A 17,556-nucleotide genomic window follows, 5' to 3' on the forward strand; every position below is an offset into this window, starting at 1 on the left:
CACTTAGCTGGTGCTTAGCCAAGACTTATCCAAGCGGTGAGTCCCGGCCCGCCAAGACCGGTAAAATGGATTCTCGTGACCGAAGAAAACGCCCAGTCCAGTGAAGAGCAAATTTCCGAGCAGATGCAGATCCGCTTGGACAAGCGAGCCCATCTGCTCGACCGTGGGATGGAAGCCTATCCGGTAGGGGTGCCCCGGACTCATAGCCTGGGCGAGATTCGGGAGAAGTTCGGCCATCTGGAAGCCGATGAGACGACCGGAGAGCTGGTCGGGGTGGTGGGACGCGTCGTCTTTGTCCGTAATACCGGCAAGCTCTGTTTTGTCACTCTGCAAGAGGGTAACGGCACCCGACTGCAAGGAATGCTCAGCCTGGACAAGATCGGCGCGGATTCGCTCGCCGATTGGAAGGCTCTTGTTGATCTGGGCGATCATGTTTTCCTGCACGGAGAGGTCATCTCCTCCAAACGAGGTGAACTATCGGTTCTTGCCGATTCCTGGCAGATGGCCTCTAAGGCACTGAGACCGCTTCCGGTGCTTTATGCCGAATTGAATGAGGAAAATCGCGTCCGTCAGCGTTATGTGGATTTGATGGTACGTGACGAAGCTCGGCAGATGGTGCTTAGCAGGGCTGCCGTGACTAAGACCGTCAGAGAGACCCTAAATAACCTCGGCTACATTGAAGTCGAGGGTCCGGTATTGCAATTGGTGCATGGTGGTGCAAGCGCGCGGCCCTTCGAAACCCATGTCAATGCTTTCGATCAGAAGATGACCTTGCGGATCGCTTTGGAGCTCTACCTCAAGCGTGCCGTGGTGGGCGGAATTGACCGAGTCTACGAACTCGGCAGGATATTTCGCAATGAGGGCGTTGATTCGACGCACAGCCCGGAATTCACCATGTTGGAATGCTACGAGGCTTATGCCGATCAATTTGTGATGGCCGAGCGGATGAAGCAAATCATCCTCAATTGTGCTGATGCCCTGGGCAGCAGGCAGATCGAAACCGCCAAAGGAATTATTGACCTCGATGGCGAATGGCGATGGCTTGGAGTCTACCCAGGGCTTTCCGAAGCGCTGGGCGAAGAGATTACCCCGCAGACCGAGGCCGCCGTCTTACGTGCTCTTGCAGCGAAACACGAAGTAAAGATTGATCCGGCTTGGGACGCCGAAAAACTCGTGGTTGAACTCTTTGGCGAAATTGTCGAACCTACGCTTTTGCAGCCGACCTTCGTCTATGACTATCCGCCCTCCGCACAGCCCTTGGCTAGGCCTCACCGCAGCGAATCAAACCTGATCGAAGCTTGGGATCTGATTATCGGTGGAATGGAGCGTGGCACCGCTTTCTCGGAGCTAATTGATCCGGTGATTCAGCGCGAGCGGCTCACTGAGCAGTCGCTACGAGCTGCTGGCGGTGACCCGGAAGCCATGCAGTTAGACGAGGACTTCCTGCGTGCTCTTGAATACGGTGCCCCGCCCATGGGTGGAATTGGCTTGGGTATCGACCGGCTGGTTATGCTCTTCACGAACGCCGGAATTCGCGAAACGATTCTTTTCCCCTTACTCAAACCAGACACGCAAAGAAGCTAATCGATGGATTATTTAGCGGTAATTGTCCCATCACTCGGTGTCGGTGTGGTGTTCTTCTTTGCCATGAAAGCGATCTTTAACGCCGACCGTTCGGAGCGTCAAGCGCTTGCCCGTGCTGAAGAGGAAGCAGATAGAAAAGCCGATTCGGAGCAATAACTGACGGTTTCGCTCCGCCAGCGGTAAAACATCAGTGGTTTAAAATAAATATCAGTCATTTAAATCTGGAAGCTCCTAGCCCTCTCACAGCAGATTGACAGTCAGCAATTTTGACTAGATACATTTTGAGGCAGATAATTTAATTTGAAACACAGAAATATCGCTGTGTTGAATTTTACTCATCTAGGGGATACGAATGGCACAAAAAGTAAACATTATTCTGGTCGATGATCTTGACGGCGAGTCGGCGGATGAAACCATCCGCTTTGGCCTCGACGGCGCTAATTATGAGATTGACCTTTCCACTAAGCACGCCACTGAGCTGCGCGAGGCTCTTCAGCCTTTTGTCGCCGTCGGACGCAAGACCGCAAGCCGTGGCCCGAAGGCTCGGCAGCAGAGCGCGGCTAGCCGTGGCAATGAGGTTGCACAGATCCGTAGCTGGGCACGGGAGAACGGCCACACGGTGAGCGATCGTGGCCGAATCCAAGCTGATGTGGTCGCCGCTTATCACCAAGCTAACGGCTGATTTATTCCCCAGTTTTCCCTGTGGCGAACATGGCCCCACTCCTAGCTGAAACTGCGTAGCATCAAGGATAGAGATGGCTAGTAGTAGCTAGGAGTGTGGCGAAATGTTCGAAAGATTTACCGACAGAGCTCGGAGAGTTGTCGTGTTGGCCCAAGAAGAGGCCCGCATGCTCAACCACAATTACATTGGTACCGAGCACATCCTGCTCGGCCTCATTCACGAGGGCGAGGGCATTGCCGCTAAGGCATTGGAATCGCTGAATATTTCCCTCGACGCCGTGCGCGAGCAGGTGCAGGAAATCATTGGCCAGGGCCAGCAGGCTCCCAGTGGTCATATTCCCTTTACCCCGCGCGCCAAGAAGGTGCTGGAACTCTCACTGCGTGAGGCCTTGCAGCTCGGTCACAATTACATTGGTACCGAGCACATCTTGCTCGGCCTGATCCGAGAGGGTGAGGGCGTAGCCGCTCAGGTGCTGGTGAAGCTCGGTGCCGACCTGAGTCGGGTGCGGCAGCAAGTCATCCAGCTGCTTTCCGGATACCAGGGCAAAGAGACCGCTACCGCGGGCGCAAGCCAGGGGCAGCCGGAAGGTACCCCCGCCGGTTCGGTGGTGTTGGACCAGTTCGGCCGCAACCTGACTCAGGCCGCTCGGGAGAACAAGCTCGACCCGGTCATTGGTCGTGAGCAGGAGATGGAACGCGTTATGCAGGTCCTCTCCCGCCGGACGAAGAACAACCCGGTACTCATCGGCGAGCCCGGCGTGGGTAAGACCGCCGTGGTAGAGGGGTTGGCCCAGGCCATTGTGCGCGGCGATGTGCCCGAAACCATCAAGGATAAGCAGCTTTACACCCTGGACCTTGGGTCCCTGGTGGCTGGCTCGCGTTACCGCGGTGATTTCGAGGAACGCCTGAAGAAGGTACTCAAGGAGATCCGCACTCGTGGGGACATCATCCTGTTCATCGACGAGATTCACACCCTGGTCGGTGCTGGTGCGGCGGAGGGAGCCATTGATGCGGCCTCGATCCTGAAGCCCATGCTGGCCCGAGGCGAGTTGCAGACCATCGGTGCCACCACGCTGGATGAATACCGCAAGCACATCGAGAAGGATGCCGCGCTGGAGCGTCGTTTCCAGCCGATCCAGGTGGCGGAGCCCAATGTTGCCCACGCCATCGAGATCCTCAAGGGTCTGCGGGACCGCTACGAAGCCCACCACAGGGTATCCATCACCGACGGCGCCTTAGCTGCCGCCGCTAATCTGGCCGAACGCTACATTTCGGACCGATTCCTGCCGGATAAGGCCATTGACCTGATCGATGAGGCCGGTGCTCGCCTGCGGATCCGCCGGATGACGGCTCCGCCGGAGTTGAAGGCGATGGATGAGGAGATCGCTGCGGTCAAGGTGCAAAAAGAAGCTGCGATCGATGCGCAGGATTTCGAAGGTGCCGCCGCCCTGCGCGATACCGAGCAGAAGTTGATCACCGAGCGGGCCGAGAAGGATCGGGCTTGGCGCAATGGCAGCCTGGACAGTGTCTCCGAGGTCGATGAGGAACTGATTGCCGAGGTACTGGCGAATTCCACCGGCATCCCTGTGTTCAAGCTGACCGAAGAGGAATCCACCAGGCTTCTCAAGATGGAAGACGAGCTGCACAAGCGCGTGGTTGGTCAGAACGAGGCCATCAAGTCGCTTTCGCAGGCCATTCGGCGTACTCGGGCGGGGCTCAAAGACCCCAAGCGTCCGGGTGGATCCTTCATCTTCGCCGGCCCGACCGGCGTCGGCAAGACCGAGCTGGCCAAGGCCCTCGCCGAATTCTTGTTCGGTGAAGAGGATGCCCTGATCACCCTGGACATGTCCGAGTACTCGGAGAAGCATACGGTGTCCCGTTTGTTCGGTGCTCCTCCAGGCTACGTCGGCTACGAAGAGGGCGGTCAGCTGACCGAGAAGGTACGCCGTCGGCCGTTCTCCGTGGTGCTCTTCGACGAGGTGGAGAAGGCTCACGCCGATCTGTTCAACTCCTTGCTGCAGATCTTGGAAGACGGCCGTTTGACCGACTCCCAGGGCCGGGTGGTGGACTTCAAGAACACCGTCATCATCATGACCACCAACCTGGGTACCCGGGACATCTCCAAGAGTGTGGCTACCGGCTTCCAATCGGGCACCGATACGCAGACCGGCTACAACCGGATGCGGGCCCGGGTCACCGAGGAGCTTAAGCAGCACTTCCGGCCCGAGTTCCTGAACCGCGTGGACGATGTGGTGGTCTTCCCGCAGCTCACCCAGGACGAGATCATCGAGATTGTTGACCTGATGGTGGCCAAGTTGGAAGACAGGCTCAAGGAGCGGGATATGGGCATCGAGCTCACGACCGCTGCCAAGAACCTCTTGGCTACCCGAGGCTACGATCCTGCGATGGGTGCCCGGCCGCTGCGCCGTACCATCCAGCGTGAGATCGAGGATCAGCTCTCCGAGAAGATCTTGTTCGGCGAGCTCAAGGCTGGCGAGATCGTGGTGATCGACGTTGAGGGTGAAGGCGACGAGGCGAAGTTCACCTTCGCTGGAAACGCCAAGCCGAGCATTCCGGAGATCGCACCGATTTCCTGATCCTCACAACAGCAGTAGCTAACTCACAACGCGCTCTCAGGCTGGGCAGGTAACTTTTACAGTGCCGCTCAGGCTGAGGGCGCATTGTGTTTTCCTGGGAGGATAAGGCCATCGCAGCTCTTTCACTGACCTCGGGATGGGTCATCATTCTATTTCCCATTCTTGGTGTGTTGGGATTGCTCTGGTTATTGATCGGCCCGCCTAAGCATCTTAAATGGGCGGTTCCTATTGCACTGATAGGCAGCGCCTTGGTGATTCTCGGTGCGAAGTTTTACACCGAGAACATCCTCAATCTCTGGGGAGAGCCGTTGCGGTGGCGGGTTTATATCTTCGCAGCATTGGCGCTAGCCGCTCTTGCCCTCATTGCGCCGCGGTTGATTCGTTCCAAGCATTGGTACACTCGGCTCCTCACCCCGATCGCGGCAGTGCTGGTGGTGCTGGCGGCGGGACTGCAGATCAATCAAGTGTTCGGGTATTACCCGACAGTCGGGAGTCTATGGGGAGACAACGGAGTTCATGTTCAGGGCTTGCTACCCTCGGATACCGTCGATAAATCGAAACTTACTCCGACGACTCCGACCGTCAGGGAGCAAAGCTGGCACCCGCCTGCGGGGATGCCCTCCGCCGGGAAGTTTGTCAGTGTGAGGATTCCCGCAACTGTCTCCAAAGTGCACTCTGGAGTGTCTTACGTCTATATCCCCCCGGCTTATAGGGTACAAAATCCGGCAAATGTTCCCGTGCTAGTGCTCATCCATGGCAATCCCGGTGGTGCCTTGGACTGGCAGCGGGGCGGCAGAATTACCCAGCAAATGAACACCTATGCCGCCGAGCATCATGGCATCGCACCTCTCGTGGTGATGCCCGATGTGACCAGTGGCAATAGTGGGACCTGGTCACTATGCATGGATTCGAAACGGGCCAAGGGTGCAACTTTCCTCGGAGTCGATGTGCCGAATTATGTGAAGAAGACCTTCGGCCTTGGTCTTGCTGGAGGGGAGCAATTTGCTATCGGCGGGTTCTCTTATGGCGGTACCTGCGCCATGCAACTGGCGGTTTCCTTCCCCAAGGTCTATCCAACGTTCTTCGACTTCTCCGGAGAGCGGGGCCCTTACCTCAATGGTGGGGACAGCGCGATTATCAGCAAATACTTCGATGGTGACGCTGCCGCATTTGCCAAGGCCAATCCTTTGGAAGTACTTAAGACTACAAAGTTCCCGCACACCACCGGCGTCGTATTGGTCGGCTCCACGGACTTCTATCGCCCGCAAGGCGAAGAGGTCTATCGAGCGCTCAAAAATGCCGGAGCTAAAGTGACGCTTCAGGTGGCCACCGGCGATCATAGCTGGGAGGTCTGGCGCCCTGCCTTCGCCGACAACTTGGGCTGGCTAATGAAACGCTATGGGGTCACCGTTTAGGGCGAGCGTTAGTAAGAGCGCCATGAGGCAAGCTGCTGCGGCCACAGCGAACACGGTGGTGTAGTCGACGGTATCGGTGATGGCACCGCTAGCGAGACCCGCGGCGAAGAATCCTTGAGACAGGTCAACTCATATCCTGGTGCCTCGCAAATCGGCTAGGATCGGGCCATGAGCGAGCAGACACCCAGCATCGCCGAACGAATCGATGCCTCCACCCAAGTGTTGCGCCACGGCCGCAGCACCGAGCGGACAGTCTTCTTTTCGGATGCGGTGTTCGCCATTGCGATGACCTTATTGGTACTGGACCTCCGGGTGGATTTACCGGCTAATCCCAGTGTGGAAGAGATCAATCAGGCGATGGTTGAAAAGGTACCCGCTTTCGCCAGTTTCCTGCTCTCATTCGTCCTGGTGGGGGTCAACTGGGTCAATCATCACCGGCGATTCAAGGGCATCAAGTCATACGATGCCAGGTTGCAGAACTTCAATCTGCTGTTCCTGTTCTTCGTGGCTTTTATGCCGGTGCCCACCAGCCTGCTCTTCGCTAATGCGGGTTCGCCGTGGCCGGTAGTGCTCTACGCCGTTGTCGTTTCTGGGATTTCGCTCAGCCTGAATTTGATCTGGTGGCATGCCCACCGGGCCGGGCTAATGGACAAGATGGTATCCGAGGCGCTTTATCGTTACTCCTTGTATGCCACCGCTCCGGTCTGGGGAATCTTCTTACTTTCTATTCCGTTTGCCTTCGTCGGCAGCGGGTTGGCGCTTTACTTGTGGATCTTGATCCTCCCGGCCAGCGTCATTCAGCATCGGGTTCTGCGGCGACGATTTGTGCGCAGGGAAACCGCCCGGTTCGAGGCTGAGGACGCCGCAGCGGCGCAGACAGCAGAATAACCTGGGAGTGTGATAGACCGGAGGAATGACAGATCAGCCTTCGGCAGCGAAGCCGGAAACGCCCTTTCACGACCTCGATCATTACCTTGCCATCCCTCGGCTGAGCGGTCTGACGCTGAGCCCGGATGGCAAGCGGCTGGTCACCACGGTGGCCACCCTGGATCCGAAGAAAACCGGCTACCGCAACGCGCTCTGGCAGATCGACCCGCGAGGCACTGAGCCTGCCAGGCGGCTGACCAGGAGCGCAAAGGGCGAATCCGCTGCCGCTTTTACGGCGGACGGACGATTGCTGTTTACCTCCGCCCGGCCTGATCCGGAGGCTGCCGACGACGACTCCCGGGCCGCGCTCTGGGAACTGCCCGCGACCGGGGGCGAGGCGCGAGTGCTGCATTCCAGGGAAGGTGGTGTAGGCGGGTTCACCGTCAACACCAGCTCTAACGCCATTGTGGTGAGAGCATCCGTGCTGCCCGGTGCTGTGGATGAAGAGACGGATGCCGAACTGCGGAAGGCGCGCAAAGAAAAGAAGATCTCCGCGATCTTGCACTCGGGGTATCCGGTACGGTTCTGGGATCGGGACCTAGGCCCGGACCAAGACCGGCTCTTCGTGCTGGAGGAGGTCCAGGAAGTTCCTGAGCTACCGGGAACTAGCGACTCAGGCAGCACCAGTAAACTACGCCTCATCACGGAGGGCATTGGCGCTGGCTTGCTGGAATCGGAGACCGTGCTGAGCCCGGATGGAAGCTTCGCGCTCGTTGGCGTGTCCATTCCCGGGGCGAAGGCCGAGATGCGGATCCAGATCGAACGAATCGACACTCTTAGCGGGCAACGTGAAGTGTTGTTGGCTGCCGACGATGCCGATTTCTACCCTGGGCCAATCAGCCCCGCAGGTGACCGGGCCGTCGTCGTACGGGAGAGCCGCAGCACCCCGGAACAAGCGGTGAGCTATACGCTTTGGCTGCTCGACCTCAACTCCGGTGAACGCAGCAGTTTGGCACCCGACTGGGATCGTTGGGGGAACCCGGTTGGCTGGCTGCCAGATGGCCGCACGCTGGTGCTGACGGCTGACCACAATGGCAGATCCCCGATCTTCCTGATCGACGTCGAATCCGGCGCGGTTCGGCAGCTCACCGGGGACGATGCTGCATACACGAACGTGTTGGTAGCCCCCGATGGTCAGGCGCTCTTTGCGCTCCGCAGCTCCTATGCCTTCCCCGCAGAAGCGGTCCGGGTCGAGCTGGCCAGCGGTGAGATCACCGCGCTCATTGGCCCGGTGGAACGGCCGAAGCTGCCAGGCAGGCTCGAAGAGGTCAGTACGACGGCGGCGGACGGCTCAACGGTGCGCGCTTGGCTGGTGTTACCCAAGGAAAATGCCGGAGCCTCTCCCGCTTACCCCCTGCTGTTGTGGATTCACGGTGGACCGCTGGGGTCGTGGAATGCCTGGACCTGGCGGTGGAACCCAATGATCATGGCGGCTCGCGGCTATGCCGTGTTGTTGCCTGACCCGGCGCTCTCCACCGGTTACGGCCAGCAGTTCGTTCAGCGAGGCTGGGGTCGCTGGGGTGCCGAGCCTTTCACCGATCTGATGGCGATCACCGACGCTGTGGTGGCTAGGCCGGATATCGATGAGAGCCGAACGGCAGCCATGGGCGGGTCCTTCGGTGGTTATATGGCCAATTGGGTGGCCGGACACACCGATCGCTTTAAGGCCGTGGTGACCCATGCCAGCCTCTGGGAGCTTCCCGGCTTCAGCAGGAGCACCGATATGGCGATGTACTGGCGGCGGGAGATGAGTGAACAAATGGCGGCGGAGAATTCACCGCACGCCTCGGTGTCCAAGATCGTCACACCCATGCTGGTGATCCATGGCGATAAGGACTACCGGGTGCCGATCGGTGAGGGCCTCCGGCTCTGGTATGAGTTGCTGGCTTCCTCAGGACTGGCTGCCGATGAGAGGGGCGAGAGCCCGCATAGATTCCTTTATTTTCCGGATGAGAACCACTGGATTCTCAAACCCCAGCACAGCCTGGTTTGGTATTCGGTGGTCGAGAGCTTCCTTGCGGAACATGTCCTGGGCCAGGAACTCAAGCCGGTCAAAGAGCTGGGCCTGGCTTAGCCGGTGATAGAGCGAGATAGTCTGCTGGCTCGCCATAGGATGATTGGGTGAGCACTTTCGTCATCCGCCCGGCACGCACCTCAGACGTCCCTGCTATCAAGGCTCTGGTGGCTCCCTTGGCCTCTCGACGGGTGCTGATGGCTAAGGAGACGGTGGCCTATTTCGAAGGCATCCAGGAGATGTGGGTTGCGGAGTCCCCCGATGGGGTGGTGGGTTGCGGTGCCCTGCATGTGATGTGGGAAGATCTTGCCGAGATTCGGACCCTGGCCGCAGCCCCGGACTGGCTCGGTCGTGGGCTGGGACATGCCCTGGTGGAACGGCTTCTAGAGGAGGCTCGAAGCCTCGGTGTGAGCCGGGTTTTCTGTCTGACTTTTGAGGTGGATTTCTTCCGTCGGCACGGCTTCGAAGTAATGGCAGATCAAACCGCGGTGGACCCGCAGGTCTATTCGGAGTTGTTGCGCTCACACGATGAGGGCGTAGCCGAATTCCTCGATCTGGCACGGGTGAAGCCAAACACCCTGGGCAATACCAGGATGCTCCTGCTTCTCTAACTCTCAACTCGCGATATGTTGGGGGATGAGCGAACCGGAGCTGATCAACCTGCTGCCGGCCGGCGTCGCGCTCTCCTGGGGCCTGGCTCCGGCGAGCACCCGGGGGCCCAAACCCGGAATGAGTGTGCCGCAGATCGTAACGGCCGCGATGGCGATAGCCGATGAGGGTGGCCTGGCTGCGGTTTCGATGAAAAGCGTTGCCGACCGGCTGGGATTCACTGCGATGAGCCTCTATCGCTACCTCAGTTCCAAAGAGGACCTGCTGATTCTGATGCTGGACGCTGGCTTTGGGCCGGTGCCCGAGAAAATTGCCGCCGCCCAAGGCTGGCGGGCGCGCTGCCGAGCCTGGTCCAGAGCCGTCTACTTAGGCATTCTGGAGCGGCCTTGGTTAGCGGACATCCCAATTGGCGGTGCGCCGATGACCTATTTCCAGATGCGCTGGCTGGAATCCGCCCTGCAAGCGCTCGCTGAAACTCCGCTCAGCGGGGCCGAGAAGCTGAATACCGCGCTCACGCTTAGTTCGCTCGCTATGGCCAATGCCAGGCTGACCCGGGATATGCGGCAAGGGCAGGGGCAAGATGGAGCGGCAGATGTTGGACGCCGCTTCGAGGAGGCACTGCTTGGGCTGCTCCCGCTAGGAGACTTTCCGGAACTTGCACCGCTCGTGCGGGGGAATGCCTTCAGCGACGGTGATGACGATGAGCACGAGCATTTTGAGTTCGCCATGGAACTAGTGCTGGACGGCGTAGCCCACAGGGTAGATGCCTCGGGAGCTGCGGGCTAGGCTTAGGACTAGGCTAGAAAATAGCCGCAAACTGCAGGCATTTGCCACAGACAACTGTCATAGACAACGACGTGAGGCAGCCATGAAAAAGCTTATTAATGATCCTAAGAACGTGGTGCAGGAATCGGTCCAGGGCTTCGGCCTTGCTCATGCCGATCTGGTCGAGGTTCACCCCGATCCGCTCTTTGTGAGCCGTCGCCAACCGAAGAGCAATAAAGTCGGTTTGGTTTCCGGTGGTGGCTCCGGTCATGAGCCTTTGCACGCCGGCTACGTTGGCTTCGGCATGCTGGATGCCGCGGTACCCGGCGCAGTATTCACCTCGCCCACCCCGGATGCGATTATCCCGGCCACGGTCGCCGCGGATTCCGGCGCCGGGGTACTGCACATCGTGAAGAACTACACGGGCGATCTGCTCAATTTCGAGACCGCCGCCGAAATGGCTGCCGCAGAAGGAATCGAGGTCCGCACCGTACTGGTCAATGACGACGTCGCCGTCGAGGACTCGCTCTACACCGCGGGTAGGCGCGGGGTTGGCGGCACAGTGCTGGTGGAAAAGATTGCCGGGGCAGCCGCCGAGCGCGGTGACGACCTCGATGCCGTAACGGCTATTGCACAGCGGGTCAATGACAATGTGCGCACCATGGGAGTCGCCCTAAGCGCCTGCACGGTGCCACACGCTGGAGTGCCAAGTTTCGATCTTGAGGAGAACGAAATCGAGATCGGCATCGGCATCCACGGTGAGCCTGGCCGGCACCGGATTGCCATGGAACCCGCCGATGGGATCACCGCACGTTTGCTGGAACCCGTCCTCGAGGACCTTGGCGTGGGCTCCGGTGAACAGGTGCTGCTCTTTGTCAACGGCATGGGCGGCACCCCGCTGAGCGAGCTTTACATCGTCTATCGGCGGGCCACCGAGCTGCTGAAGGAACGCGGCATCGAGATTGGACGTTCCTTGGTGGGTAACTACATCACCGCACTGGAGATGCAGGGTTGCTCCATTTCGGTACTTCGCTTAGACCAAGAACTGACCGAGTTGTGGGACGCCCCGGTGCATACCGCGGCGCTGCGCTGGGGATTCTAGAAAAGGGGAAAGCAACACGATGCTGGATTCTGAATGGGCCGTGGCCTGGGTCAAGGCGGCTGCGGCCAGCGTGGCCGAGCATAAAATGGAGCTAATTGAGCTAGACCGAGTGATCGGCGACGGCGATCACGGCGAGAACCTGGACCGTGGGTTTCAAGCCGTGCTGGCAAAACTTGAGACCAATTTCGAAACTCCAGGCGAGGTGTTCAAGCTGCTAGCCATGACCTTGATGTCCGTGGTGGGCGGGGCAGCCGGTCCGCTTTATGGCACTGCCTTCCTGCGTGCAGCGACGGCAGCCGGCGAGGCGAGCGCGCTGAATTCGGACCAGCTAGCGACGGTGCTGGCCGCCGCCCGCGATGGGATTGTGGCCAGGGGCAAGGCCGAGCCGGGGGACAAGACCATGGTGGATGCCTGGACCCCGGCGGTGGAAGCCGCCGATGAAGCGGTGGAAAACGGCCTGAGTCCGGAAGAAGTATTGACCGCAGCGGCCGCTGCAGCCGAGCAAGGGGCGACGGATACCGAACCCTTGCAGGCTCGCAAGGGCAGGGCCAGCTACCTGGGCGAACGTAGCATCGGCCACCGAGACCCCGGCGCGCAGTCCACCGCCTTGATCCTGCGTTGCGCAGCTAGCACGGCGCGGGATGCCGCATGACGGTTTCCTTGGTCATTGTTTCGCACAGTGAAAAACTTGCCCAGGGGGTGGCCGAACTAGCCGGACAGATGGCACCCGAGGTACGGATCATCGCGGCGGGCGGAATGGACCCGGACGCGGCCGGGCACAGCGCCTTGGGCACCTCGCTGGCCAAGATCTCCGCCGCCCTGGAATCAGCCAATGCCGGTGACGGGGTGCTGCTGCTTGCCGATTTGGGTTCCGCCGTGATGACCGCCGAATCGGTGCTGGAGTTTGCCGGAAATCCTGCCGACCAACAGCTTGCCGATGCGGCCCTGGTAGAAGGGGCGGTTGCGGCTGCGGTTACCGCCGCTGGCGGCGCCAGTCTGGCTGCGGTGCGGGCGGCTGCCGAAACGGCTCGGTCAGCCGGTCCGGCATTTGGTACGACGGCGTCCCCGGCAGCTCAGGCTGCAGCCGCGCCTTCCGGACGGCTACTTGAAGAAGACCTGGTACTCATTAACCCGATGGGTTTGCACGCCCGTCCGGCGGCAACCTTGGCCGCCGCCCTGGGCGCGATGAACGTGGAGATCGAAATAAACGGCGTGGATGCACAATCGGTGATGATGCTGATGACCCTTGGTGCGGGGCAGGGGAGCACCCTGCACGTTGCGGCGAGCGGTGCTGATGCTCGCCGGGCCGTTGAGCTGGTGCGCACCGAGGTGGAGAACGGCTTCGGCGAGCTTTAGTCAGGTCGAACTAGCCGGGCTAATTTAGCCGAGTTAATTTAGCCGGGCCATTTTAGCCGGGCAGGCTGAGCCCGGCCGCACTACGTTGTGCCAGTCCTTCTTGCAGCAGATCCTGCAGGATTCGTTCCAGCCGCGAGTTCTCGCTTTCCAGCGCGTGCAAATGCCTGAGACTTCTGCTCAGCTCGGCGTCCCCGATCAGCACCGGCTCGGTGAAGAACATGTCCCAAGGGGTTGGGGAATCCGTAGCTCTTAAAACGGCCATTACGGCCCCCCGGAGCTGTCGATCGGTACCGGCCCAGGGCTGGCCCTTGGGCCGATAAATCGGTTCTGGTTCGCCCGCCGCAATCCAGGCGCAGCTAGCCCGTACCGGACACAGAGCGCATTGCGGAGAACGAGCCGTGCAGAGCAGCGCTCCGAGTTCCATGGAGGCCGCGTTCCAGCGCACCGAATTAGTGGCCTCGAGTGGCAGCAGGGACTCAGCCAAAGCCATTTCGGCGGCATTGAGAGTCGGTGCGGGCAGCGCTAGCCCGGAGAACAGCCGAGCTTCGACTCGACGAATATTGGTATCCACCACGGTAGCCCGCACCCCGAAGGCAAAAGCCGCCACGGCCGCCGCCGTGTAATCTCCAATACCGGGCAGGGACTTGAGTTCGGCCACCGTGCCGGGCACTTCGCCGTCGTACTCCTCGGTGATCCGCAGCGCCGCCGCATGCAGCCGCAGCGCCCGCCGTGGGTAGCCCAACCGACCCCAGGCCCGTACTGCCTCACCGCTGGGCTCCGCGGCCAGTGCGGCCGGAGTTGGCCAGCGCTCCAACCACTCCTGCCAGCGTGGCAGCACTCGAACCACGGGGGTCTGTTGCAGCATGATTTCACTGACCAGCACACCCCAGGGGGTGCACTCGGCTGCACGCCACGGCAAATCGCGGGCATTGGTTGCGAACCAGTCGATAATCGCGCTCTGTTCGGGGCTGAGTGCAAGATGGGGAGATCTATCCATAGCGGGTTTCATCACTTCAAACGTAATATCTTTCTCAGAGACTTACCATTCTGATCACTGTAGGTGATCTTCATGAACAAGGAGTGTCAATGGCTGGCGAGATGCTGGGCGCGAATCCCGAAGATCTGCGGGATTTAGCACGCCAGATGAATGCCTCCGCGGAAAAGTTGGAGAGTGCCGCCGCAGGAATTCATGGTCGAATTTCCAGTGTGCGTTGGGGCGGCCCGGATGCGCATGATTTTCGGGGTAACTGGGCCTCTGCCTTTCGGCCCAGGCTGGAAAGCGCGAGCAATTTGCTCAGGACCACCGGCAAGAGTCTGATTGAGCAAGCCAAGGCCCAGGAACAGACCTCCAGTGTGGACGGCGGCGGCGGAAACCCCGGCACGCCCGGAAACCCCGGTAAGGCTGCGGACGGTGAGCGGGGCTCCAAGGATAAAAACCAGTACGACTGGGGTTCTAAGACCTCCACCGAGGGAAGCTGGGGAGAAAAGGGTGGCCTAGCTTCCGCCGAGGCGGGAGCTAGTGCGCGCGCCGGTGCCGACGCCGATGCGGATGCTTCGGCCGGGGTGGAAGGCGGGGAAGCTAAGGCAGAAGCCTCCGCGCACGCCGAGATTGGCGCGGGCGCGGAAGCCCACGCCGAAGGACAAGCCCTGGGCGGCCTAGTCAAGGGCGATGCCAAGGCCGAAGCGTATGCAGGAGCGAGGGCCGCGGCCGAAACCTCGGCGAGTGCCAGCCTTGCCGAAGGACTCAACGCCAAAGCCGAGGCATCGGCCATGGTCGGCGTGGAAGCCTCCGCACATGCCGGTGGATCGGTGCTGGGTGGCTTCGCGGGCGGCAATGCCGACGCTTCAGCCGCCGCCGGAGCCGCTGCCAGAGGGAGTGCGGAAGCCCATCTGGGGCTCGACGGCGCTAAAGCCTCGGTGGAGGGCGATGCCTTTGCCGGGGCTGAGGCCAGGGCTGCTGCGGACGTTCAAGTAGCCGGGGTTAGCACCGGAGTCGAAGCCTCTGCGATGGCTGGGGTGGGAGTCCGAGCCAAGCTCGACGCGGAAGTGTCCATGGATAAGGTTGGCTTCGAATTCAAATTTGGGGCAGCCCTTGGCTTGGGCGCCACCGTGGGTGGCCATGTCGAGTTCTCGCCGAAAAACATCATTAAGCACATCAATCCCTTCCATTGGTAGTCTGGCAACTGCCAACCTGACTTTTGGACGAGCACACAATCCGTAAAGGACTAATCATGAGCACTTCAAGCTTTCCTTCCGAGGCCTTCCCGGGATTCCCCTCGGTGAGTGTTGAGCTCCCTGAGGGTTGGGCCACCAGAGCCGTTCAGGACACCCTGGCTGCCTGGGTATTTCCCGATGGCACGGAAAACTTCACCTCCAATGTGGTGTTGAGCATCACCCGGCTGGCGGCCGAGCGCACCCTGGCCGAGACTGAAGCAGCCATTGAAGCGGCAGCTTCGAAGCTGAACGAGGTTGAGCTCTTCAATAGTGTCAATGTGCAGATGGGCGGCCGCGATTGGCATGTGCACGAATACGTTTTTGTGCACCCGCAGGTAGGCACCCTGATTCAGGTGATGGCGGCGACAAATGTTGTCAGCGGCGACTTCACCGATACCGTGCAACTCACAGGTTCGGTGTCTCCGCTGAACCAGGAACGCGATCTGGATGTAGTGCGGGATATGATCCGTGGCGCCCAGGTGAGCGGGTACGCCGCTTAGCGGATTATTGCTCGGCTAATCCCAGCCTGGACGGCGTGGGGCCAAGCCGCTCGGGGCGGCTTTCCGTAGGCTAATAGCATGGCCAATCAAGGGGGGAGAAGGAGCACGCGTCCTTCTCCGGCAGTGTATCGTCGCCGCAGAATCGTGGTGGGTACGGCTGCCCTGATAGTGGTTGTCGCGTTGATTACCGTGATCGTCCTTGCGGTGAATCATTTCAGCAAGCCGGCTACCGAAGCCTCCCAGAACAGTCCCAGTAACGTCGGCAGTTCTGCCGGCCAGACGACGTCGTCTCCCAACGCTTCCACGGCTGCTCCCGCCTGCGACCAGAGCAAGGTTACGATCAAAGCCTCTACCGACGCGGCCAGTTACACCGACGGGAACAACCCGGTGTTCGCCTTGACGGTGACCAATGGTGGTTCCCAGCCTTGCCAGGTCAATGTGGGTACCAGCCAGATGGAATTCTTGGTGCAGAGCGGTGATGACCGAATCTTCTCCTCTAAGGATTGCCAGGACAAGGCTGAGAACCTGACGAAGACTATTGCCGCGGGCGCTTCGGAGAAAGCTATTTTTCCTTGGCAGCGAAACCGCTCTGTGCCAGGCTGCACCGCCGTTTCGGCTAAGCCCGGTACCGGCTCAAATGCCCTCTACACGCTGACCGTGAAGCTTGGGGACCGGACTAGCGCGAAGGCCGTCTTCAAGCTGCTCTCTTAGAGGAAACGGTCCAGCAGGCTGGCCTCGGCGATCCGGGAGAGCCCCTCACGCACCGTGCGGGCGCGCTGCTCGCCGATGCCATCAACCGCCATTAACTCCTCGATGGTTGCGGCCATCAGGTTCTGCAAGCCATCGAAATGATCCACAAGGCGGTCAGCTACCGCGCGAGGTACCGCTTTGAAGCTGGAGAGCAGTCGGTAGCCGCGGGGATGGATTACCGTCTCCAAGGAGCCGCTAGTATCGGTCAAACCCACGATGCTGGCGATCCTGGCGAGGTCGATCAGCTCGGTCGGGCCGATTTCATGCAGCCCTGCCACCGCGGCATCAATTTCCTCTTGGCTGGTCTCTGCGCTGGAGTAGTCCCGGATCACCATCTCGTTGCCGGGGCCACGGCCTACCGTGAGTTCATCAAGCTGCAGGGAGAGTAGACGCCCGTCGACGCCGAGTTCCAGCACGTACTGGGCAATCTCCTCGGAGATTCGGCGCACCATTTCCTGGCGTTGTAAGATCACCGCGACATCGCGAACGGTCACCATGGCCTCGATCTCCAAGGCGGAGAGTGAGGAGGTCACCTGGTCCAGCCTGGCCCGGTAGCGTTCGAGGGTGGCAAGCGCCTGGTTTGCCCGAGCCAACACCTTCTCGGAGCCCTCCAGAACATGCCGCAAACCATCCACGTAGAGGGCAATGATCTGCATCGACTGACTGACCGAGATCACCGGCACCCCGGTCTGGATTGCTACTCGCTCGGCAGTGCGGTGCCGGGTACCGGATTCTTGGGTCTCGATGCTTGGGTCTGGCACCAACTGCACCGCGGCTCGAAGAATCTTTGAAGCATCCTTATCGCAGACAATTGCGCCATCCATTTTGGCCAGTTCACGCAATCTGGTGGGGGCGAAGTCGATATCGATCTCAAAGCCACCGGAGCACAGGGAGTCGATGGTTTTGTCGAAGCCGAGCACAATGAGCGCCCCGGTACGGCCGCGCAGAATCCGCTCCAAGCCGTCGCGGAGCCCGGTTCCTGGGGCAACGCGGGCTAGCGTCGCCTTCAGTGAATCCTCGGGGCTGCGAACCATGGCTGCTC

17 protein-coding genes are annotated in these 17,556 nt (G+C 60.2%); 15 read left to right on the forward strand and 2 right to left on the reverse strand.

The features are described from left to right. Positions 1-123: 123 nt before the first annotated feature. From lysS to dhaM, 12 genes are all read left to right on the forward strand, one after another. Positions 124-1,584: a lysine--tRNA ligase gene (gene lysS / locus FHU41_RS11400; RefSeq protein WP_179390423.1), complete on the forward strand. Its 1,461-nt coding sequence runs from the start codon at positions 124-126 to the stop codon at positions 1,582-1,584. 3 nt (positions 1,585-1,587) lie between these two features. Beyond that, positions 1,588-1,740, forward strand: a complete 153-nt coding sequence (locus FHU41_RS11405; protein ID WP_179389776.1) for a hypothetical protein — start codon at positions 1,588-1,590, stop codon at positions 1,738-1,740. Positions 1,741-1,936: 196 nt separating this feature from the next. Then, a complete protein-coding gene (locus FHU41_RS11410) occupies positions 1,937-2,266 on the forward strand; it encodes a histone-like nucleoid-structuring protein Lsr2 (RefSeq protein WP_179389777.1) in 330 nt (109 codons plus the stop codon). Between the two features lie 103 nt (positions 2,267-2,369). Further along, positions 2,370-4,862, forward strand: a complete 2,493-nt coding sequence (locus FHU41_RS11415) for an ATP-dependent Clp protease ATP-binding subunit (RefSeq protein ID WP_179389778.1) — start codon at positions 2,370-2,372, stop codon at positions 4,860-4,862. Between the two features lie 86 nt (positions 4,863-4,948). Next, positions 4,949-6,277 carry an alpha/beta hydrolase gene (locus FHU41_RS11420; RefSeq protein WP_343046319.1) on the forward strand — a complete coding sequence of 443 codons (1,329 nt, stop codon included), beginning with the start codon at positions 4,949-4,951 and terminating at the stop codon, positions 6,275-6,277. Between the two features lie 168 nt (positions 6,278-6,445). After that, a complete protein-coding gene (locus FHU41_RS11425; protein WP_179389779.1) occupies positions 6,446-7,165 on the forward strand; it encodes a TMEM175 family protein in 720 nt (239 codons plus the stop codon). Between the two features lie 25 nt (positions 7,166-7,190). Next, the gene (locus FHU41_RS11430) at positions 7,191-9,278 is read left to right on the forward strand and encodes a S9 family peptidase (RefSeq protein WP_179389780.1); all 2,088 of its coding nucleotides are present in this window, start codon (positions 7,191-7,193) and stop codon (positions 9,276-9,278) included. Positions 9,279-9,325: 47 nt separating this feature from the next. Next, positions 9,326-9,829 carry an amino-acid N-acetyltransferase gene (locus tag FHU41_RS11435; RefSeq protein WP_179389781.1) on the forward strand — a complete coding sequence of 168 codons (504 nt, stop codon included), beginning with the start codon at positions 9,326-9,328 and terminating at the stop codon, positions 9,827-9,829. Positions 9,830-9,854: 25 nt separating this feature from the next. Next, a complete protein-coding gene (locus FHU41_RS11440) occupies positions 9,855-10,613 on the forward strand; it encodes a TetR/AcrR family transcriptional regulator (protein ID WP_179389782.1) in 759 nt (252 codons plus the stop codon). An 82-nt stretch (positions 10,614-10,695) separates the two neighbouring features. Next, positions 10,696-11,694: a dihydroxyacetone kinase subunit DhaK gene (gene dhaK / locus FHU41_RS11445; protein WP_179389783.1), complete on the forward strand. Its 999-nt coding sequence runs from the start codon at positions 10,696-10,698 to the stop codon at positions 11,692-11,694. Between the two features lie 19 nt (positions 11,695-11,713). Continuing rightward, positions 11,714-12,346 carry a dihydroxyacetone kinase subunit DhaL gene (gene dhaL, locus FHU41_RS11450; protein WP_179389784.1) on the forward strand — a complete coding sequence of 211 codons (633 nt, stop codon included), beginning with the start codon at positions 11,714-11,716 and terminating at the stop codon, positions 12,344-12,346. Further along, positions 12,343-13,050, forward strand: a complete 708-nt coding sequence (gene dhaM / locus FHU41_RS11455; protein WP_179389785.1) for a dihydroxyacetone kinase phosphoryl donor subunit DhaM — start codon at positions 12,343-12,345, stop codon at positions 13,048-13,050. The genes dhaL and dhaM overlap by 4 nt, the downstream gene beginning before the upstream one ends. Positions 13,051-13,102: 52 nt before the next feature. Here dhaM and FHU41_RS11460 read toward each other — a convergent pair whose 3' ends face one another. Further along, positions 13,103-14,047 carry an HhH-GPD family protein gene (locus FHU41_RS11460; protein WP_179389786.1) on the reverse strand — a complete coding sequence of 315 codons (945 nt, stop codon included), beginning with the start codon at positions 14,045-14,047 and terminating at the stop codon, positions 13,103-13,105. Positions 14,048-14,136: 89 nt separating this feature from the next. Between FHU41_RS11460 and FHU41_RS11465 the strand changes: the two genes are divergently transcribed. The 3 genes from FHU41_RS11465 (at position 14,137) to FHU41_RS11475 (ending at position 16,475) form a co-directional block, all read left to right on the forward strand. Then, entirely contained in the window at positions 14,137-15,225 is a 1,089-nt protein-coding gene (locus FHU41_RS11465) for a hypothetical protein (RefSeq protein ID WP_179389787.1), read from the forward strand. Positions 15,226-15,281: 56 nt separating this feature from the next. Continuing rightward, positions 15,282-15,764 (forward strand): hypothetical protein, encoded by a 483-nt coding sequence (locus tag FHU41_RS11470; protein ID WP_179389788.1) that lies wholly within the window; start codon positions 15,282-15,284, stop codon positions 15,762-15,764. Between the two features lie 78 nt (positions 15,765-15,842). Further along, positions 15,843-16,475 carry a hypothetical protein gene (locus tag FHU41_RS11475; RefSeq protein ID WP_179389789.1) on the forward strand — a complete coding sequence of 211 codons (633 nt, stop codon included), beginning with the start codon at positions 15,843-15,845 and terminating at the stop codon, positions 16,473-16,475. On the opposite strand, the gene disA is transcribed toward FHU41_RS11475, so the two are convergent. Continuing rightward, a complete protein-coding gene (gene disA, locus FHU41_RS11480; protein ID WP_179389790.1) occupies positions 16,472-17,548 on the reverse strand; it encodes a DNA integrity scanning diadenylate cyclase DisA in 1,077 nt (358 codons plus the stop codon). The genes FHU41_RS11475 and disA overlap by 4 nt on opposite strands. Between the last annotated feature and the right edge of the window lie 8 nt (positions 17,549-17,556).

The sequence above is a fragment of the Psychromicrobium silvestre genome (assembly GCF_013408295.1).
In the GTDB taxonomy this organism is placed as follows: domain Bacteria; phylum Actinomycetota; class Actinomycetes; order Actinomycetales; family Micrococcaceae; genus Renibacterium; species Renibacterium silvestre.